A 16,576-nucleotide genomic window follows, 5' to 3' on the forward strand; every position below is an offset into this window, starting at 1 on the left:
ATGCCGCTCAGGGACATCAACGATCTCGAAAAGCTGAAGAAGATCAACGCCGCACTGGTCAGCCGTGTCGAGCGGTCGATGGACCAGCAGGGCAATGCATTCTCGCTGTTCCAGACCGCGATTTCGCTGGAAAACCGCGTGCGCACGCGCACCGAGGAGTTGCATTCGACCTTGCGCCGGCTGGAGCAGTCGAACATCGACCTCAGCGCCGCCAAAGAAAACGCCGAACTGGCGAACCTGTCCAAGACCCGCTTCCTCGCCGCCGCCAGCCACGACGTGCTGCAGCCGCTGAACGCGGCCCACCTCTCGGTTTCGGCGCTGGCCGAAGTACAGACCAGCGACGAGGGCAGGAAGCTGGTGCGGCAGGTCGAGCGCTCGCTGGAGACGATGGAGGACCTGCTGCGCACCCTGCTCGACATCTCCAAGCTCGACGCCGGCGTGGTGCAACCCGACACCGGCGACGTCAGCCTGGAGGCGCTGTTCTCCTCGCTGCGCTCGGATTTCCTGCCGGTGGCGGAACTGAAGGGACTGTCGCTGAAATTCCGGCCGGTCAACGCCGTGGTCCGCTCCGACCGAACGCTGCTGCGCCGCATTCTGCAGAACATTCTCTCCAATGCGCTGGGCTACACACGCTCGGGCGGTGTGCTGGTCGGCACCAGACATCGTGGCGACACCATCCGCATCGACGTCGCCGATACCGGCTGCGGCATTCCCGAAGACCAGCGCGAGGCGGTGTTCGAGGAATTCCATCGCGGCACCTCGTCGGCCAATGCCGAGTTGGACGGCGGCGGTCTCGGGCTCGGGCTTGCCATCGTGCGCCGCATGGCCAGCGCGCTCCGCCATCCCGTGACATTTTCATCCAAGGTCGGGCGCGGCACGATCTTCCACATCGATGTTCCGGTCGGAATCGGCGCCCCGGCCGACGCCATCGCCAGCAGCGCCGACATGGAACGGCCGCGCGGCTACGGCCTGTTCGGCACCAAGGTGCTGCTGATCGAGAACGATGTCGAGGTTCTGCAGGCCATGACCTTCCTGCTAGAGCGCTGGCAATGCTTGGTGCGGGCCGCGACCTCGACCGACGACGCCCTCGACATGCTGGGCGATACAGACTGGGTGCCCGACATCGTCATTGCCGACCAGCATCTCGACGGCGGCGATCTCGGCACCGCCACCATCGCCGAGGTCCGCGACTATCTCGGCCGCGCCGTGCCGGCCCTGATCGTCACCGCCGACAGTTCTGAAGCCGTCGCCAAGGCGGCACGCGCCGGCGGCATCGAACTGATGCGCAAGCCGCTGAAGCCGGCGCAATTGAGGGCGCTGCTGGCGCATCTGCTGGCTTAGAGAATGATCAATGGGATTCTTGAATATCTAGGAAATCCGGCGTCGCTACTCCTATCGTCGGCACCGTTTAAATTCTGGAAATTCCGAAAAACTGTTGAAGATGACCTTCCAGAAATCCGCATAGATTACGTTTCTGCGAGCAACAAATTTTCATTCACATGCGATAACGATGAAAAAATAGACACCATATTTATAGAATCTGACAATTTGGGTCGAGAGCTTCTTGATATCCCCTTTTCATCCAGTCGCAACGATGTGCTGGGTACCCTCGGTGTGCCCTCGAAAAGCGGCGACGCACGGAGAGATCCCATTTTGGGTGAATACGGCCCTTGGGACCGATTTGATAAAGCGGACTATTCGATACATATTTTGTATCACGCTTATGTTGACAGAATAAGGAGGGTGACCTTGGCGCGCGCCGACGCAGTCTCGAGATGATAATTCTAAGATGCGAATTGCGGTGACAGTGCACTTTTATCGAGGCAATTACGGCGACAGTGCACTTTCATCATGTCTGCCACTCGCCGTGACAAATCACCCGGCCCAAAGAATCGACAATGATAGTACAGTTCTATGGCATCACCTTCGACCTGCCTGCCGGATGGGAAGACATAACCGACGACCTTCCCGCAGGATCACCACCCACCTTGGCTAGAGCATCAGGTGTCGGCGCCCTTCAATTCTCTATTGCGAAGTATCGTGCTGGGGAAAAGCCAAACGCAGGTTTCGACGTCCTTAGATCGTTCATGATTGAATTTTGTCAAAACAACCTCATAGACGCCAAGCGTATTCGGGCACGAAAATTTGACAGCACAATGTGCGTCGGCGTCTCCTCAGAGACTGAAGATAAGAGGTTGTCCGCGTGGTATTTATCAAACGGAAACGATTTTGCATTCGTGACATACGTAGCCCTGGGTGTGGAAAACGACCGTATGAATAAGGAGTTGAATGAGGCGACAGAAATTGTTTCGTCTATATCGCTTTAGCGCCCCGAAACATGCGCTATTCAAGGTAAAAATTACGGTGACAGTGCGCTTTTTGCGATGTTCGCCCGGCCGCCATTTCATAACGAGGGGATCTATTAATGGGAGATCAACCGCGATTGCGGTATGAAAATAATTCATGGACGCTAGAAGGTTTAAAGGGCGAATATCATCTCAAAGAAGTTAGAGATTTCTTTCGACTTTTTTCGTTGCTGGATGATTCCTTCTTGATCGCCGCTGATACCGTCAAAGAATTGATTGATGGACCCACCCAACAGAATTTTCCTATGTGGAAGATCGTTGCGGCAGCATTCTTATCAAAGTCACGGTTAGCGTCCGAGAAAGCCGCAGCATGGCTGCCCTCACTAGCAGACGAAGACCTTCGCGAACTCCAGCCCTATTTGTCGGATATTGTGTCGTCTAGATGGGCTAACCAGAAAACGCGTCATCTCGCGAGAAAGTACGTCGATCGGTCGTATTATTAAATTTCAAAAATGACGAAAAGCACTATTTGCCAACCGGCGCCGCCACCCCACCCCGTTCCGCTTCGCCTCAAAACCCAGCCTGATCCCTGAACAACTCCGCATTGTCCAGTTTCGACACCTCGATCACCGCTTGCGTGCGGCTGTACACGTTCAGCTTGCGCAGGATTTCGGAGACATGCGCCTTGACGGTGGTTTCGCCGACCTGCAGCTCGTAGGCGATCTGCTTGTTGAGCAGGCCCTGGCGTAGCATCTGCAGCACGCGCAATTGTTGCGGCGTCAGCGTCGACAGGCGCTGCACCATGTCGGCGCGGTCGACGCTGTCGGCGTCCGGCGTGCGGCCTTCATAGGTTTCCGGCACGTAGATCGCACCTTCCATCACCGAGCGTATGGCGGCGGCGAGGTCGCTCTTGCGCGCCGATTTCGGGATAAAGCCGGCCGCCCCATAGGACAGCGCCTCGGAAATGATTTTTGGCTCCTCATAGCCCGAGACGATGACCACCGGCAGGCGCGGATAGCGAGTTCGGAGCTGCAGCAGCCCTTCGAAGCCGTGCACGTCGGGCATGCTGAGATCGAGCAGCGCCAGATCGAACGGCTTGGCGCCGGCCAGAAGATCGAGCGCCTCGGTGATCGAGCGCGCCTCCACCGTGTCGACTTCCGGATAGGCCATCTGCACCGCGCTGTGCAGCGCCTCGCGAAACAGCGGATGGTCGTCGATGATCAGGAACCGGGCGCGATCGTGGATTGCGGTCATGGGGTTCATTTCGGTTCAGGGGCGATTGATGCATGTCGCCCAAAAGTGGCCCCGGTTTTGGGTGAACGACATGCATGAGACAAAGACCTAAAGCGCGTCGCCTCAAATCCGTTCAAACGCGACGCGCTTTAGAATAGCCTCGCGACCATGGCCAGATTATTGCCAAATAGTACATCGCCATCTCCGTCGGAAAGCGCGGCCGCGCTTTCTCGACCCATTCGCCTTGCCCGGCGGCCCAAATCGACCGAATGTTCCGGTAACCAAGCAGAGACCCCACATGACCGCCTTCGTCCTACCCTCGCCCGCGACATCATCGGTGGCCGTTGCAGGTTCGCCCGAGCGTTTTGCGGTGCGCCGCATCTTCTGCGTCGGCCGCAACTACGCGGCGCATGCCCGCGAATTCGGCAATGACGAGCGCGATCCGCCCTTCTTCTTTACCAAGCCGGCCGATGCGGTGGTCGATTCCGGCACCACCATCCCCTACCCACCCTTGACCGGCAATCTGCACCACGAGATCGAACTGGTCGCTGCGATCGGCAAGCCAGGCTTCCGCATCACGCGCGAGCGGGCTCTAGATCATGTCTGGGGTTATGGCGTCGGCATCGACCTCACCCGCCGCGATCTGCAGGATGAAGCCAAGAAGACGGCGCGGCCCTGGGACTGGTCGAAGGCGTTCGACCGCTCCGCGCCTTGCGGCCCGCTGGTCCCCGCGGCGAAAGCCGGCCACCCGCAAAAGGGCCGCATCTCGCTCGCCGTCAATGGCAAGGTCAGGCAGGATGCCGACCTCGCCGAACTGATCTGGCCGATCGCCGATATCGTATCGATCTGCAGCGAGGCGGTGGAACTGGAACCCGGCGACCTGATCTTCACCGGCACGCCGGCCGGTGTCGGCGCGGTAGGCCCAGGCGACACGATGACTGGCGGCGTCGACGGCATCGGCACGATCGAAATCACCGTCGGCCAGCCGAGGTGAGCGCATGAGCGACATCGTCCTGCACAACTACTATCGCTCCTCCACCTCCTATCGGGTGAGGATTGCGCTGGAGATGAAGGGGCTGAGCTATGATTATGTCCCGCATCATTTGCGCCATGGCGAGCATCTGGAGCCAGCCTATCTCGCGGTCAATCCGCAAGGGCTGGTGCCGGCGCTGATCCTCGACGACGGAACGCTCTTGACGCAATCGCTGGCGATCATCGAATTCCTCGACGAGACCCGTCCCGAACCACCGCTGCTGCCGAAGGACGCGGCTGGCCGGGCGCGGGTCCGGATGCTGGCGCAGATGATCGCCTGCGATATCCATCCGGTGAACAATCTGCGCGTGCTGACCTCGCTGCGCACCTTGTTCGGCGCCGGCGACCAGGACATCACCAACTGGTTCCGCCACTGGGTGAACGAAGGCTTTCAGCCGCTGGAAAAGATCCTGGCTGCCTCGGCCGAGACAGGAACATTCTGCCATGGCGACATGCCGGGCCTGGCCGACATCTGCCTGGCTGCGCAGGTCACCAGCAATGCCCGCTTCGGCCTCGACATGACGCCCTACCCGACGATAGCGCGCGTCAACGGCGCCTGCATGGCATTGCCCGCCTTTCAGAAAGCGGCGCCACAGAACCAGATCGATGCCGAGTAAGGCCGCCGACGCGTAGCGCCGGTACCGGCGCGACCCGGTCAGCCCGTCTGGCGGAATCGATTTCCGCTTGACCGCACGGGGAATCGGCTATCGTTTCCCACAGGCCGTTTGAAGGTTGGGAGTTGCCAATGAAAGCCGTCGTCTTCGAGAAATTCGGTGAAACGCCGACGATCCAGACCGTTCCCGATCCGAAACCGGCTGCCGATGGCGTCGTCATCAAGGTCGAGGCGACCGGGCTGTGCCGCAGCGACTGGCATGGCTGGATGGGTCATGACGACGGCATCCGCCTGCCGCATGTTCCAGGCCATGAGCTGGCCGGTGTCGTGGTGGCCGCCGGCAAGCATGTCACCCGCTGGAAGGCCGGCGAGCGCGTCACCGTGCCGTTCGCCGTCGGCTGCGGCCGTTGCTTCGAATGCACCTCGGGCAACCACCAGGTCTGCGAACATCAGACGCAGCCCGGCTTCACCGGCTGGGGCTCGTTCGCCGAATATGTCGCCATCGAACACGCCGACAGCAATCTCGTGCGCTTACCCGACGAGATGGAATTCGCCACCGCCGCCAGCCTCGGCTGCCGCTTCGTCACCTCGTTTCGCGCCATCGTCGATCAGGGTCGGGTGACACCGGGCGAATGGGTGGCGGTGCATGGTTGCGGCGGCGTCGGCCTGTCGGCGATCATGATCGCCAGCGCGATGGGCGCCAATGTCATCGCCATTGACCTCACCGACGAGAAGCTCGATTTCGCCACGAAGATCGGCGCCGTCGCCACCATCAACGCGTCGAAAACGCCGAATGTGGTCAAGGCCGTCAAGCAGATCACCAATGGCGGCGCGCACATGTCGATGGACGCGCTCGGCCATCCCACCACCTCGTTCAATTCGATCGCCAACCTGCGCCGGCGCGGCCGCCATGTGCAGGTCGGCCTGATGCTGGGCGAGCACGCCCGCCCGCCGGTGCCGATGGACAAGGTGATCGCCTTCGAGCTCGAAATCCTCGGCAGCCACGGCATGCAGGCCTATCGCTACCACGCGATGATGGAGATGATCCGCCACGGCAAGCTCAAGCCCGAACTTCTGGTCGGCAAGAAGATCAGCCTCGAAGAAGCGCCCGCGGCCTTGATGGCCATGGGCGGCTTCGAGGGTATCGGCATCGGGGTGGTGACGAAGTTCTAGGGAAAGGAGCCGCCGCCCCGGAACTACCTGGCAAATTTCTTCGCGCCGAACACGCACAGCACCACACCGAGCGTCACGACCACCATAAGCGGACTGACCTGCTCATGCAGCAGCGTCGCCGCCAGTGCCAGGCCAAAGAACGGCTGCAAAAGCTGTAACTGCCCCACCGCAGCGATGCCACCTTGCGCAAGGCCGCGATACCAGAACACGAAGCCGATCAGCATGCTGAACAGCGAGACATAGGCGAGCCCGACCCAGGCGTTGGAGCCGACGCTGGCAAAGGATGGCGGCAGCGTCGCGAAAGTCAGCAACAGCATGATCGGCAGCGACAGCACCAGCGCCCAGCAGATCACTTGCCAGCCGCCGAGCTTGCGCGACAGCGCTGCACCCTCGGCATAACCCAGGCCGCAGACGACGATGGCGGCCAGCATCAGACCATCGCCGACCGGCGAGGCTGTCACGCCCTGCATCAGGGCAAAGCCCGCGACAAGCGCGCTGCCCACGCACGAGAACAGCCAGAACGCCGGGCGAGGACGTTCACCGCCGCGCAGCACGCCGAAAATCGCGGTCGCCAGCGGCAGCAGGCCGACGAAGATGATGGAGTGGGCCGAGGTGACGTGCTTGAGCGCCAGTGCCGTCAGCAGGGGAAAACCCACCACCACGCCGAGCGCGACGATGACCAGCGACAGCAGATCCCCTCGCTCCGGGCGCTTTTGGCGGAACACCAGCAGCAGGGCGAGACCAAGCAGTCCGGCAATCGCCGCGCGGGCCGATGTCACGAAGGTTGGATCGAAATCCATCACAGCGACGCGCGTTGCCGGAAGCGAGCCGCTGAAAATCAGCACRCCGACGAATCCGTTCACCCAGCCGCTCGCCATCTTGTCCATCACAGGCTCCGTTTGTTTCGCCCTCTATCGGGCCTGCGCCTATGGCGTCGCCAGAGACAATGGGGTACAATTTTGCAAAACTGTAATGGCCAACAAGGCAGTACAGATGACGAGAACAGCGATTGAGACTGAAGACACGGTCACTTTGGTCGAGAGCGTGATGGCAACTGTCCGCCAGCGGATTGCCGCGCGCAGCCTGACTCCGGGGGCGCGATTGCCGTCGATCCGCGCCTTCGCCAAATCCATGCAGGTTTCCAAATCCACCGTGGTCGAAGCCTATGAGCGGCTCGCCGCAGAAGGCGCGATCCGCTCCCGACCGGGCTCAGGCTTCTATGCCGCCGGGTCGCTGGCGCCGCTGTCTCTGGCCGAGATCGGTCCCCGGCTCGATCGCGCGGTCGATCCGCTCTGGATCTCGCGCCAGTCGCTGGACGCAGGCGATGACAGTCTGAAACCCGGCTGCGGCTGGCTGCCGGCCGCGTGGATGCCCCAGGCAGGGTTGCGCCGCGCGCTGCGCACCGTGGCGCGCGCCGATGATGTCGCGCTCGCCGACTACGGCACGCCGCTCGGCCTGCCGCCGCTGCGGAACCTGCTGGCTCGGCGCATGTCCGAGCATGGCATCGAAGCCTCTCCCGAACAGATCATGTTGACGGAATCGGGCACGCAGGCCATCGATCTCCTGTGCCGGTTCCTGATCGAGCCCGGTGACACGGTACTGGTCGACGATCCCTGTTATTTCAATTTCCACGCTCTGCTGCGCGCCCACCGCGCCAAGGTCGTCAGCATTCCCTACACACCGTCGGGGCCGGACATCGACCTGTTCGCGCAGGCGTTGGCCGAGCACCGGCCTCGCCTCTACATCACCAATTCGGCCATCCACAACCCGACCGGCGCGATCCTGTCGCCAGTCACGGCCCACCGGCTGCTCAAGCTCGCCGATCAATCCGACCTGACCATCGTCGAGGACGACATCTTTGCCGATTTCGAACATGCGTCCGCCCCCAGGCTGGCGGCATTCGATGGCCTGAGCCGGGTCGTCCAGATCGGCAGTTTCTCCAAGACGCTGTCGGCGTCTGTTCGCTGCGGCTTCATCGCAGCACCCCGCGACTGGATCGAGCGCCTGACCGATCTCAAGATCGCCACCACCTTCGGCGGCGGGCGGCTTGCGGCCGAACTGGTGCTGACTCTGCTGAAGGACGGCAGCTACCGCAAGCACATGGATCTGCTGCGGGCGCGGCTTTCGCGCGCCATGGGCGAGACGAGCACCCGCCTGAGGGCAATCGGCATCACGCCCTGGATCGACCAGCCGGCCGGCATGTTCCTATGGTGCGGCCTGCCGGATGGCGTCGATGCGGCCGAAGTCGCCCGCCGGGCTCTCGCCGACAACATCGTGCTGGCGCCCGGCAATGCGTTCAGCCTGTCCCAGACAGCCAGCCGCTTCCTGCGCTTCAACGTCGCCCAGTGCGCGGACGAACGGATTTTCAAGGTGGTTGAGGCGGCGATGGCGCGTTGATGTTGCAAGGTGGTCAGCGAGATGTCGCACAGACCTCGCGCACACAGTCGCGCAACCAGCGCTGCGCCGGATCGGCATCGAGACGCGGATGCCAGAGCATGGAGATGGTGACCTCCACGGTGGCGACCGGCAGCGGAAAGCTGTGCATGCCGGCGCGCGCGCCTTCGGTGTGACGCGCAGGCACGCTGGCGATCAGGTCGGATGCGCGCGCCATCGCAAGCGTGGCCGAGAAGCTTGAAACCATGCAGACGACAGCCCGCTGGAGTCCAAGCCGCTCCAGGGCTTCATCGATCGGCCCTTTCTCGCGGCCACGCCGCGAAACACTGATGTGGCGGCCGGCCGCGTAGCGCTCGGGCGTGACGACGCCCTCGCTCAAGGGATGGCCAGCGCGCACGGCACCGATGAAGCGGTCGCGAAACAGGGCCTGAATGCGCATCTCGGGTCCGGTTTCACCGGCGACACCGATTTCCAGGTCAACCGCCGCCTCGCGCAGCGGCGTGACATCCTTGTCGGACTTCGGCGCGAAACGCAGTCGCACGCATGGCGCCTCCGCTTCGATACGAGCGACAAGGCGCGGCGCGAACTCTTCCACGAAGCTTTCATTGGTGCGCAGTGTGAAAGTGCTGGCGAGGCCCGAAAGGTCGAGGAGCGTGGCAGGGCGCAGAAGTGCTTCCGCATCCTGGACGACGCGACCGGCCTGCTGCCGCAACTCCTCGGCACGCGGTGTCGGAACCAGGCCGCGGCCGGCGCGAACCAGCAGCGGATCGCCCGTCGCCTCGCGCAGCCGCGCCAGCGTCCGGCTCATCGCCGAGGGGCTGAGACCAAGACGATTGGCGGCGCGCGCCACACTGCCTTCGGTCAGCAGAACGTCGAGAGCGACGAGCAAATTGAGATCGGGCGATGCCATCGGCGGATCATAGCACACGATATGGCGTTTGGTGCACGAATAACATGCAAATGCTGCGCCTTCCGCCATATCAACCAAGAGACTAGATCTCCGACAGCTCCGGTTCTGGAGCCGATGGAAAGGAGATCGCCTTGGCAATCGCACAGCAAAATGAGCGCGTATCGGCGCCGCCCCAGGTCCAATCCTCCCGCCGGGCGCTGGCGAGCCTTTCGCTCGCCACCCTGCTGTCGTCGCTGGGAACCAGCATTGCCAGCGTCGGCCTGCCGTCGCTGATGCAGGCGTTCGGCGCTTCGTTCCAGTCGGTGCAGTGGGTTGTTCTGGCCTATCTGCTCGCCATCACCACATTGATTGTCAGCGCCGGACGGCTGGCCGACATGTTCGGGCGCCGGCCGTTGCTGCTTGGCGGCATCGCGCTGTTCACGCTGGCATCCATACTCTGCGGCCTGGCGCCAACGCTCTGGCTGCTGATCGCCGCGCGGGCCGTGCAAGGACTTGGTGCGGCGCTGATGATGGCGCTGACGCTGGCTTTTGTCGCCGAAACGGTGAGCAAGGCCAAAACCGGCAGCGCCATGGGCCTGCTCGGCGCCATGTCCGCAATCGGCACGACACTCGGGCCGTCGCTCGGCGGCCTTCTGATCGCGGGCTTCGGCTGGCGGGCGATTTTCCTCGTCAACGTGCCGCTGGGCATGCTCACCTTCGCTCTCGCCTATCGTGCCTTGCCGGCGCGCGGCAAGGCAGCCCAGACCGATCCAGGCAAGTTCGACGCCGTAGGCACCGCCCTGCTGGCCCTGACGCTGGCCGCCTATGCGCTGGCCATGACTCTAGGCAGGGGCAATTTCGGCGCACTCAACCTCGGCCTGCTGATAGCTGCCGGCATCGGCGTCGTTCTGTTCGCCGCTGCGCAGGCGAAAGTGAAGAACCCCTTGATCAAGCTTGCCGGCTTCCGTGACCTCCAGTTGAGCGCCAGCCTGGCGATGAGCCTCGTCGTTGCAACGGTAATGATGGCGACCCTGGTGGTTGCCCCGTTCTACCTGTCGCGCGGGCTCGGGCTCGATGCCGCTATGGTCGGCCTCGTGCTGTCGACCGGCCCGCTCGTCTCGGCCCTGTCGGCGCTGCTGGCCGGACGCCTGACCGACCGCTTCGGAGCCCACAGGATGATGGTTGCCGGCTTGGCCACCCTCGCCACCGGCACCTTCCTGCTGTCGCTCGCCATGACGAAACTCGGCATTGCCAGCTATGTCGTGCCGATCACCATCACCTGCATCGGCTACGCGCTGTTCCAGACGTCCAACAATGCAGCCATCATGACCGGTGTTGGCGCCGGCGAGCGCGGTGTCGTCTCCGGCCTACTCAATCTGTCGCGCAATCTCGGCCTCATCACCGGCGCATCGTTGATGGGCGCCGTCTTCGCCGTCGCATCGGCTGGGGAACAAGACATTCTGAGTTCCGTGGCCGCCGCCCGGGGAATGCAGGTGACCTTTCAGACGGCAACGGCACTGGCGCTGGTCGCGCTGTTCCTTGCGCTGCTCTCGGCCCGCACCGTTGGCCGCGCGCAGCCCAGCGTTTCGTAACGCTCAGGCCCCTGCCCGTTTTCGGCGCTCGTAGAGCATGACCAGCGTTTCAGCGGTGAGCGCCGGCTTTTCCTCGCCTTCGATCTCTACCGTGTTGGCCGCCTTCATCAGATACTGGCCAGGGCCTCTGTCCTCCATGGACAACAGCACGGCGCGCAGCCTGATACGCGCGCCGACCTTGACCGGCGCCAGGAAACGCACCTTGTCGAAACCGTAGTTGAACGCAGCCTGGGTGTTTTCGGGCACGATGCCCATGCCGAGCGCCAGCGCGCCGATGATCGACAGCGTCAGGTAACCGTGCGCGATCGTCGTGCGGAACGGGCTTTGCCGTCGCGCCCGCTCAGGGTCGACATGAATCCATTGATGGTCGCCGGTGCATTCGGCGAACTGGTTGATACGATTCTGGTCGACCGTCGTCCACTCAGACACGCCAAGCTCCTGCCCGGCCATCGTCCTCAATTGCTCGTAGGTCGGCGGCGTCTTGAGCCGTATTTCAGTCATTCCTGGTTTCCCGATAGCTTCCAACGCCTCCGGACCACGAACTGGCGGCCCCTGTCAATTCGCCCTGCGCGAATCCGTTCCGCCGACTTCGGCCGCGATCGTGCCATGCCGCCCGCCGCAACGGCAGGGTAAATCGGGATTTCTATGGCTTTCGGGCTGCCGGCGGCAACAATGCCACCTTGGCCGGAGACCGCTACTTCCTGTCGTAGCCGGCGCGGATTTCCTCCATCGCCTCCTTGATGCGCGTGCGCAGGATGTCGACCGATTCGGTGCCGGATTTCTTGACCAGTTCAGCCACTTCGCCGGCGTTCTTCAACGCAGCCTCGAAGGATTTGCGCGCGAATTCCGTCTGTTTGGCCATCAGATCCTGCGGATTGCCCGGCGCCCTGTAGCTTTGCGCCATCTCGGTAACCTCGCGCAGCGTGTCCTGCAGCATTTCGCGCTGCCTGGACAACAGCGAGGTCGCGCCAGCAGCACTGGCTCGGGCCGATTTTTCCAGCGCTTCGAGGTTCTTGCGATGATGCGCAAGAATTGCCTCTACATCGACGTTGGGCACTTTGAGGTCGCGGCCGAACTTGCCGAACATGTCCATGAAGGAATCAGATTCCGGTTGCTTGGCCATGATGGTCTCTCCCCTGTCGCCGCCGATTGGGCTTCCGGACAAGAGAATAGCACCGAAGTGCTGCGTGTCCATTCGACCGCAGTGAATGGCCCAGGCCCGAATGGGCGTCAGCCGACAAGGAACAGCCGCTCGGCGACATAGAGCACGACACCGGCAAGCCCACCGATGATCATACCGTTGAAGCGGATGTATTGCAGGTCCCTGCCGATGTTCATCTCGATCAGCCGTGTCAGCTGCGTTAGGTCCCAGCGCTTGACCTGGTCGGCGATGAATTTCGACACGCCGCTCTTTTGGCTCTCCACGAACGAAGCGAGCGCCACCACGAACCCCTGGTTCATGTCGGCCCGGATCTGTGCATCGCTGGCAAGATGGCGACCGACCTCGACGAACATGTTGGCGAGATGCGTGCGAATGATCGACTCGGGCGCCTTGGCGTCCTGCTCGATGAACTGGCTGAGGCTTGCCCACATGTCGCCGGCCAATCCCCTGACCTCCGGCCGGGCGAGGAAATCGCGTTTCAGCTTCTCGGCGCGCTTGGCATATTGCTTCGATGTCCTGAGCCTTTCGATGAAGGCTTGAGCGAAACGGTCGAATTCGGCGCGCATTGGATGGTCGGGATCGGCCCGCACCTCGTCGAGCAGCGAACCGGCCGAGGCGACGATCTTCTTCAGCAGGTAGGCGTCGGCGCGGAACAGGTTGAACAGCGACGGCAACTCCTCGCGGATCTTCTCGCGCATCGTCGCCAGCGCCTGCTCGTCGTTTAGGAACCGGCCGATCACCTTGGTGAATTCGTCGAACAGTTTCTGGTGGCGACGGTCGTCGGTGAGCGCCGACAACAGCTCGGCAGCCAGCGGCGCCAGCGGCACCTTTTCGATCTGCTCGAGCATGCGGCTGGTGACGAAGCCACGCAGGCCGGATTGCTCGACCGCGGCAAGCGTCTGCGGCACCAGCCGCACGACGAAGCGCGACAGGCCGGCCGCACGTTCGGCATCGGCGAGCCAGTCGGCGACCAGCGCCGAGAAATCGACCTCGGCAAGCTTTTCACGCACTGGTTCGGGCGCCAGAAAATTGACCTCGATGAAGCGGCCGAGATTGTCGGCAATGCGGTTCTGGTTCTCGGGGATGATGGCGGTGTGCGGGATCGGCAATCCCAGCGGCCGCCTGAACAGCGCCACCACTGCGTACCAGTCGGCCAGACCGCCGATGGTCGCGGCCTCGGCAAAGGCCGCGACGAAGCCGAGCCACGGATAGGTGTGCTCGAACGACTTGGCGAGCGCAAACACCAGCACGCAAAGCGCTAGCGCCGCCGCCGCGATAAACTTTGTCCACCGCAAGGCGGAAAGCTTGGCCTCCGCGTCGGCATCGAAACGGACAGGCGCCAGCGACTGGACCGATTGTGACATGGATGAGCTGCTCCTCGTCAATCTCGGGCCTATTTAGTGTTTCATCAGGCGAAATGCCCGTTACAGCCGGTTTCGCTCGCACCTTGCCCAGATGCACACACAAAGTTGACGAGAATGTTCATCTATTGTGCCCGGCTAGTCTGGAATTGTTCCAAGGTATAGGCCATATTCCGCCCAGGCCAATGTGGCGAATCCGAAATTTCGGGGTCAAAGCCGCATCAGTAAAGTTTTGAAATCTGGCGTGGTTCTACCGCGCCAGCGCGTTGTGAGGACAAAATGCGGCTTACGCGCCAGACCAACTATGCCATGCGCATCCTGATGTATTGTGCCGCCAACAATGATCGATTGAGCCGCATCCCCGAGATCGCGGCCGCCTACTCGGTGTCGGAGCTGTTCCTGTTCAAGATCCTGCAGCCGCTGGTCGAGCACGGCCTGGTCGAGACCGTGCGTGGCAGGAATGGCGGCGTCAGGCTTGGCCGTGCCGCTGAGTCCATCAGCCTGTTCGATGTCGTGCGCGTGACCGAAGAGAGCTTCGCCATGGCCGAATGCTTCGAGAACGATGCCGCCGAATGCCCGCTGGTCGACAGCTGTGCGCTGAACTCGGCATTGCGCGAGGCGCTGAACGCGTTCTTCGCGGTGCTGGAGCGCTACACGATCGCCGATCTCGTGGCGGCGCGGCCGAATGTGCGCAACCTGCTCGGTATCGACATGCTGGTTGAGCGCCGCGCACCTGCCGCCTGAGCAAGTCTCCCCGTCTGAGTAGGTCTGTTGAGATTCAGGTTAGGACGAGTCGAGAATGGCGGGTTCCGAGAACCGGAACGGAGCGTACTTTCGGGTACGTGAGTACCGGAAGCGCAGGAAAACGCCATTCGCAGCCCGGCCTCACCTGAATCTCAATAGACCGTCGACTGCGGCAAAACGAATGGCATGTCGCCGTCAGGCAGCACGCCGATCCTGAGCCGGCAGTCGAACACTTTTTCGATCAGATCGTCGCTCAGCACGTTCCGCGGCGAGCCGGTGGCGGCAAGCAGGCCGCGATGCGTGACAAAAATCCGGTCGGCAAACATGGCCGTCAGATTGAGGTCGTGCAGGATGGCGACCACGCCGCCACCCCTTCTGGCGAAGTCGCGGGCGATGTTCATGATGATCAGCTGGTGCTTGATATCGAGGCTGGAAACCGGCTCATCGAGGAACAGATAGCGCGGCTTGCCGTCGAGCACCGGCGCCCAGACCTGGCACAGCACGCGCGCAAGCTGGACACGCTGCTGCTCGCCGCCCGAAAGCTCCTGGTAGAAACGCCCGGCAAAACCGTCGAGGTCGACACGCGCCAGCGCCCGCTCCGGCAGCCGCGCGTCCTCGCCCGGAAGGACGCCCGAGCGGCCGCCGACAAGGCCGAGCTTGACGACCTCTCGCACCGTGAACGGAAACGACAGCGTCGTCGCCTGCGGCAGCACGGCCCGATGGATGGCGACCTCAACCGGCTTCATCCCCGAGAGATCGCGGCCGTTGAGGACGACATGTCCGGTGTAGGCAAGTTCGCCGGACAGCGCCTTGAGGAAGGTCGTCTTGCCGGATCCGTTGGGGCCGACGATTGCCGTCACTTCGCCGGGGTGTGCGGCGAAATCGACACCGGCAACGATCCGCTTGCCGGCGATCGCCACGGAAACATCCCTTGCCTCGATCATCCCAGCCTCACAGGTCACAAATCCCAAATCACAAATCAACGACGCCGCGCTTGCGCAGCAGTATCCACAGGAAGAACGGCGCACCGGCGATCGCGGTGACGATGCCGATCGGCAATTCAGCCGGCGCCACGATGGTGCGCGCGATGGTGTCGGCCAACAGCAGCAGCGAGGCGCCGAGCAGCGCCGATGCCGGCAGCAGATAACGATTGTCGGGACCGATCAGCAGCCGCAGCAGATGCGGCACGACGATGCCGACGAAACCGATGCCGCCGCTGACGGCGACGGATGCGCCGACCGCCGCCGAGACACCGATGATGGCCGTGTACTTCAGCCGCTGCACCGGAATGCCGAGATGGCCGGCGGTCGCCTCGCCCAGCGCCAGTGCGTTGAGGCCGCGCGCCAGAAACGGCATCGCCGCCAGCGCCAGCACGATGATCGGTCCGACCGAAGCGATCTTCGCCCAGGTCGCGCCGCCGAGCGATCCGAGTTGCCAGAAGGTCAGGTCGCGCAACTGGCGGTCGTCAGCAACGAAGATCAGGATGCCGGTCAGCGCCATGGCAAGCGCCGCCAGCGCGATGCCGGCGAGCAGCATGGTGGCGACCGAGGTTTGTCCCCGTCGCGTGGCAACCTGGTAGAGCACCAATGTCGTGGCGAGCCCGCCGCAGAATGCCGCCAGCGGCAGCGCAAGCGTGCCAAGCCAGGCCGTCACCGGCGCCAGCACCGTGGCGCCGAGCACGATGACGGCAACCGCGCCGAGGCTGGACCCGGCCGAAACGCCGATCAGGCCGGGATCGGCGAGCGGATTGCGGAACAGCCCCTGCATGACAGCGCCGGAGACGGCAAGTGCTGCGCCGACCAGCGTTCCCAGGATGATGCGCGGCAGGCGGATGTCGTAGACGATCAGCCTGTCGCGGGCGCTCAACGCGGTGTCGCGGGGCACGGTGCCGAACAGCCAGTCGCTGATGACGTTGGCGGCCGATGCGTCCGACGCCCCCGACGTGAGCGACAAAAGCACGGCAATGACGAGCCCCAGGCACAGCAGAAGGATGATGATGCGGGCGCGATCCGAGCGATCGCCTTCGGATCCACCCGCCATCACCTTCACCGGGCCGGCGATTGATTCATCGACCATG

The 16,576-nt window shown here is 63.0% G+C and carries 17 protein-coding genes; 9 read left to right on the plus strand and 8 right to left on the minus strand.

The annotated features are described in order from the left end of the window. The 3 genes from AC1DZP_RS18365 to AC1DZP_RS18375 all read left to right on the plus strand — a co-directional run bounded on the left by AC1DZP_RS18365 (position 1) and on the right by AC1DZP_RS18375 (position 2,809). Positions 1–1,341 carry a hybrid sensor histidine kinase/response regulator gene (locus AC1DZP_RS18365; protein WP_477304327.1) on the plus strand — a complete coding sequence of 447 codons (1,341 nt, stop codon included), beginning with the start codon at positions 1–3 and terminating at the stop codon, positions 1,339–1,341. Positions 1,342–1,898: 557 nt separating this feature from the next. Next, positions 1,899–2,327 (plus strand): hypothetical protein, encoded by a 429-nt coding sequence (locus AC1DZP_RS18370; RefSeq protein WP_477304329.1) that lies wholly within the window; start codon positions 1,899–1,901, stop codon positions 2,325–2,327. A 98-nt stretch (positions 2,328–2,425) separates the two neighbouring features. Continuing rightward, complete coding sequence (locus AC1DZP_RS18375) at positions 2,426–2,809, plus strand: hypothetical protein (RefSeq protein ID WP_477304331.1); 384 nt, start codon at positions 2,426–2,428, stop codon at positions 2,807–2,809. Between the two features lie 67 nt (positions 2,810–2,876). On the opposite strand, the gene AC1DZP_RS18380 is transcribed toward AC1DZP_RS18375, so the two are convergent. Then, complete coding sequence (locus tag AC1DZP_RS18380) at positions 2,877–3,560, minus strand: response regulator (protein ID WP_477304333.1); 684 nt, start codon at positions 3,558–3,560, stop codon at positions 2,877–2,879. Between the two features lie 277 nt (positions 3,561–3,837). Between AC1DZP_RS18380 and AC1DZP_RS18385 the strand changes: the two genes are divergently transcribed. The 3 genes from AC1DZP_RS18385 (at position 3,838) to AC1DZP_RS18395 (ending at position 6,357) form a co-directional block, all read left to right on the plus strand. Next, on the plus strand, positions 3,838–4,533 hold the full coding sequence (locus AC1DZP_RS18385) for a fumarylacetoacetate hydrolase family protein (RefSeq protein ID WP_477304335.1): 696 nt from the start codon (positions 3,838–3,840) through the stop codon (positions 4,531–4,533). Between the two features lie 4 nt (positions 4,534–4,537). After that, on the plus strand, positions 4,538–5,188 hold the full coding sequence (gene maiA / locus AC1DZP_RS18390; protein ID WP_477304337.1) for a maleylacetoacetate isomerase: 651 nt from the start codon (positions 4,538–4,540) through the stop codon (positions 5,186–5,188). A 128-nt stretch (positions 5,189–5,316) separates the two neighbouring features. Beyond that, a complete protein-coding gene (locus AC1DZP_RS18395) occupies positions 5,317–6,357 on the plus strand; it encodes a zinc-dependent alcohol dehydrogenase family protein (RefSeq protein WP_477304339.1) in 1,041 nt (346 codons plus the stop codon). 23 nt (positions 6,358–6,380) lie between these two features. Here the strand turns inward: AC1DZP_RS18395 and AC1DZP_RS18400 are convergent, their stop codons facing one another. Beyond that, a complete protein-coding gene (locus AC1DZP_RS18400) occupies positions 6,381–7,244 on the minus strand; it encodes a DMT family transporter (protein WP_477304341.1) in 864 nt (287 codons plus the stop codon). A 106-nt stretch (positions 7,245–7,350) separates the two neighbouring features. On the opposite strand from AC1DZP_RS18400, the gene AC1DZP_RS18405 reads away from it, so the two are divergent. Then, positions 7,351–8,754 (plus strand): aminotransferase-like domain-containing protein, encoded by a 1,404-nt coding sequence (locus tag AC1DZP_RS18405; RefSeq protein ID WP_477304343.1) that lies wholly within the window; start codon positions 7,351–7,353, stop codon positions 8,752–8,754. A gap of 13 nt (positions 8,755–8,767) precedes the next feature. Here the strand turns inward: AC1DZP_RS18405 and AC1DZP_RS18410 are convergent, their stop codons facing one another. After that, positions 8,768–9,661, minus strand: a complete 894-nt coding sequence (locus AC1DZP_RS18410; RefSeq protein ID WP_477304345.1) for a LysR family transcriptional regulator — start codon at positions 9,659–9,661, stop codon at positions 8,768–8,770. Positions 9,662–9,792: 131 nt separating this feature from the next. Between AC1DZP_RS18410 and AC1DZP_RS18415 the strand changes: the two genes are divergently transcribed. Continuing rightward, positions 9,793–11,232 (plus strand): MFS transporter, encoded by a 1,440-nt coding sequence (locus AC1DZP_RS18415; protein WP_477304347.1) that lies wholly within the window; start codon positions 9,793–9,795, stop codon positions 11,230–11,232. Between the two features lie 3 nt (positions 11,233–11,235). Here AC1DZP_RS18415 and AC1DZP_RS18420 read toward each other — a convergent pair whose 3' ends face one another. The 3 genes from AC1DZP_RS18420 to AC1DZP_RS18430 all read right to left on the minus strand — a co-directional run bounded on the left by AC1DZP_RS18420 (position 11,236) and on the right by AC1DZP_RS18430 (position 13,758). Next, the gene (locus AC1DZP_RS18420) at positions 11,236–11,733 is read right to left on the minus strand and encodes a MaoC family dehydratase (protein WP_477304349.1); all 498 of its coding nucleotides are present in this window, start codon (positions 11,731–11,733) and stop codon (positions 11,236–11,238) included. A gap of 193 nt (positions 11,734–11,926) precedes the next feature. Beyond that, positions 11,927–12,355: a phasin family protein gene (locus tag AC1DZP_RS18425; RefSeq protein ID WP_477304351.1), complete on the minus strand. Its 429-nt coding sequence runs from the start codon at positions 12,353–12,355 to the stop codon at positions 11,927–11,929. Between the two features lie 107 nt (positions 12,356–12,462). Continuing rightward, positions 12,463–13,758, minus strand: a complete 1,296-nt coding sequence (locus AC1DZP_RS18430; protein ID WP_477304353.1) for a DUF445 domain-containing protein — start codon at positions 13,756–13,758, stop codon at positions 12,463–12,465. A gap of 276 nt (positions 13,759–14,034) precedes the next feature. Between AC1DZP_RS18430 and rirA the strand changes: the two genes are divergently transcribed. Then, the gene (rirA, locus tag AC1DZP_RS18435) at positions 14,035–14,499 is read left to right on the plus strand and encodes an iron-responsive transcriptional regulator RirA (RefSeq protein WP_095087491.1); all 465 of its coding nucleotides are present in this window, start codon (positions 14,035–14,037) and stop codon (positions 14,497–14,499) included. A gap of 152 nt (positions 14,500–14,651) precedes the next feature. Here the strand turns inward: rirA and AC1DZP_RS18440 are convergent, their stop codons facing one another. Next, positions 14,652–15,443, minus strand: coding sequence for a heme ABC transporter ATP-binding protein (locus AC1DZP_RS18440; RefSeq protein WP_477304355.1), 792 nt, complete (start codon positions 15,441–15,443; stop codon positions 14,652–14,654). A gap of 28 nt (positions 15,444–15,471) precedes the next feature. Continuing rightward, positions 15,472–16,575, minus strand: a complete 1,104-nt coding sequence (locus AC1DZP_RS18445) for a FecCD family ABC transporter permease (RefSeq protein ID WP_477304356.1) — start codon at positions 16,573–16,575, stop codon at positions 15,472–15,474. Position 16,576 lies beyond the last annotated feature (1 nt).

The organism is Mesorhizobium sp. P2_F8 (assembly GCF_056403655.1).

What these genes read in the sequence shown, in the direction of transcription:
- AC1DZP_RS18365 (WP_477304327.1), top strand. Translation starts at nt 1, where the DNA reads ATGCCGCTCAGGGACATCAACGATCTCGAAAAGCTGAAGAAGATCAAC.
- AC1DZP_RS18370 (WP_477304329.1), top strand. Translation starts at nt 1,899, where the DNA reads ATGATAGTACAGTTCTATGGCATCACCTTCGACCTGCCTGCCGGATGG.
- AC1DZP_RS18375 (WP_477304331.1), top strand. Translation starts at nt 2,426, where the DNA reads ATGGGAGATCAACCGCGATTGCGGTATGAAAATAATTCATGGACGCTA.
- AC1DZP_RS18380 (WP_477304333.1), bottom strand. Translation starts at nt 3,560, where the DNA reads ATGACCGCAATCCACGATCGCGCCCGGTTCCTGATCATCGACGACCAT.
- AC1DZP_RS18385 (WP_477304335.1), top strand. Translation starts at nt 3,838, where the DNA reads ATGACCGCCTTCGTCCTACCCTCGCCCGCGACATCATCGGTGGCCGTT.
- maiA (WP_477304337.1), top strand. Translation starts at nt 4,538, where the DNA reads ATGAGCGACATCGTCCTGCACAACTACTATCGCTCCTCCACCTCCTAT.
- AC1DZP_RS18395 (WP_477304339.1), top strand. Translation starts at nt 5,317, where the DNA reads ATGAAAGCCGTCGTCTTCGAGAAATTCGGTGAAACGCCGACGATCCAG.
- AC1DZP_RS18405 (WP_477304343.1), top strand. Translation starts at nt 7,351, where the DNA reads ATGACGAGAACAGCGATTGAGACTGAAGACACGGTCACTTTGGTCGAG.
- AC1DZP_RS18410 (WP_477304345.1), bottom strand. Translation starts at nt 9,661, where the DNA reads ATGGCATCGCCCGATCTCAATTTGCTCGTCGCTCTCGACGTTCTGCTG.
- AC1DZP_RS18420 (WP_477304349.1), bottom strand. Translation starts at nt 11,733, where the DNA reads ATGACTGAAATACGGCTCAAGACGCCGCCGACCTACGAGCAATTGAGG.
- AC1DZP_RS18425 (WP_477304351.1), bottom strand. Translation starts at nt 12,355, where the DNA reads ATGGCCAAGCAACCGGAATCTGATTCCTTCATGGACATGTTCGGCAAG.
- AC1DZP_RS18430 (WP_477304353.1), bottom strand. Translation starts at nt 13,758, where the DNA reads ATGTCACAATCGGTCCAGTCGCTGGCGCCTGTCCGTTTCGATGCCGAC.
- rirA (WP_095087491.1), top strand. Translation starts at nt 14,035, where the DNA reads ATGCGGCTTACGCGCCAGACCAACTATGCCATGCGCATCCTGATGTAT.
- AC1DZP_RS18440 (WP_477304355.1), bottom strand. Translation starts at nt 15,443, where the DNA reads ATGATCGAGGCAAGGGATGTTTCCGTGGCGATCGCCGGCAAGCGGATC.
- AC1DZP_RS18445 (WP_477304356.1), bottom strand. Translation starts at nt 16,575, where the DNA reads ATGGTCGATGAATCAATCGCCGGCCCGGTGAAGGTGATGGCGGGTGGA.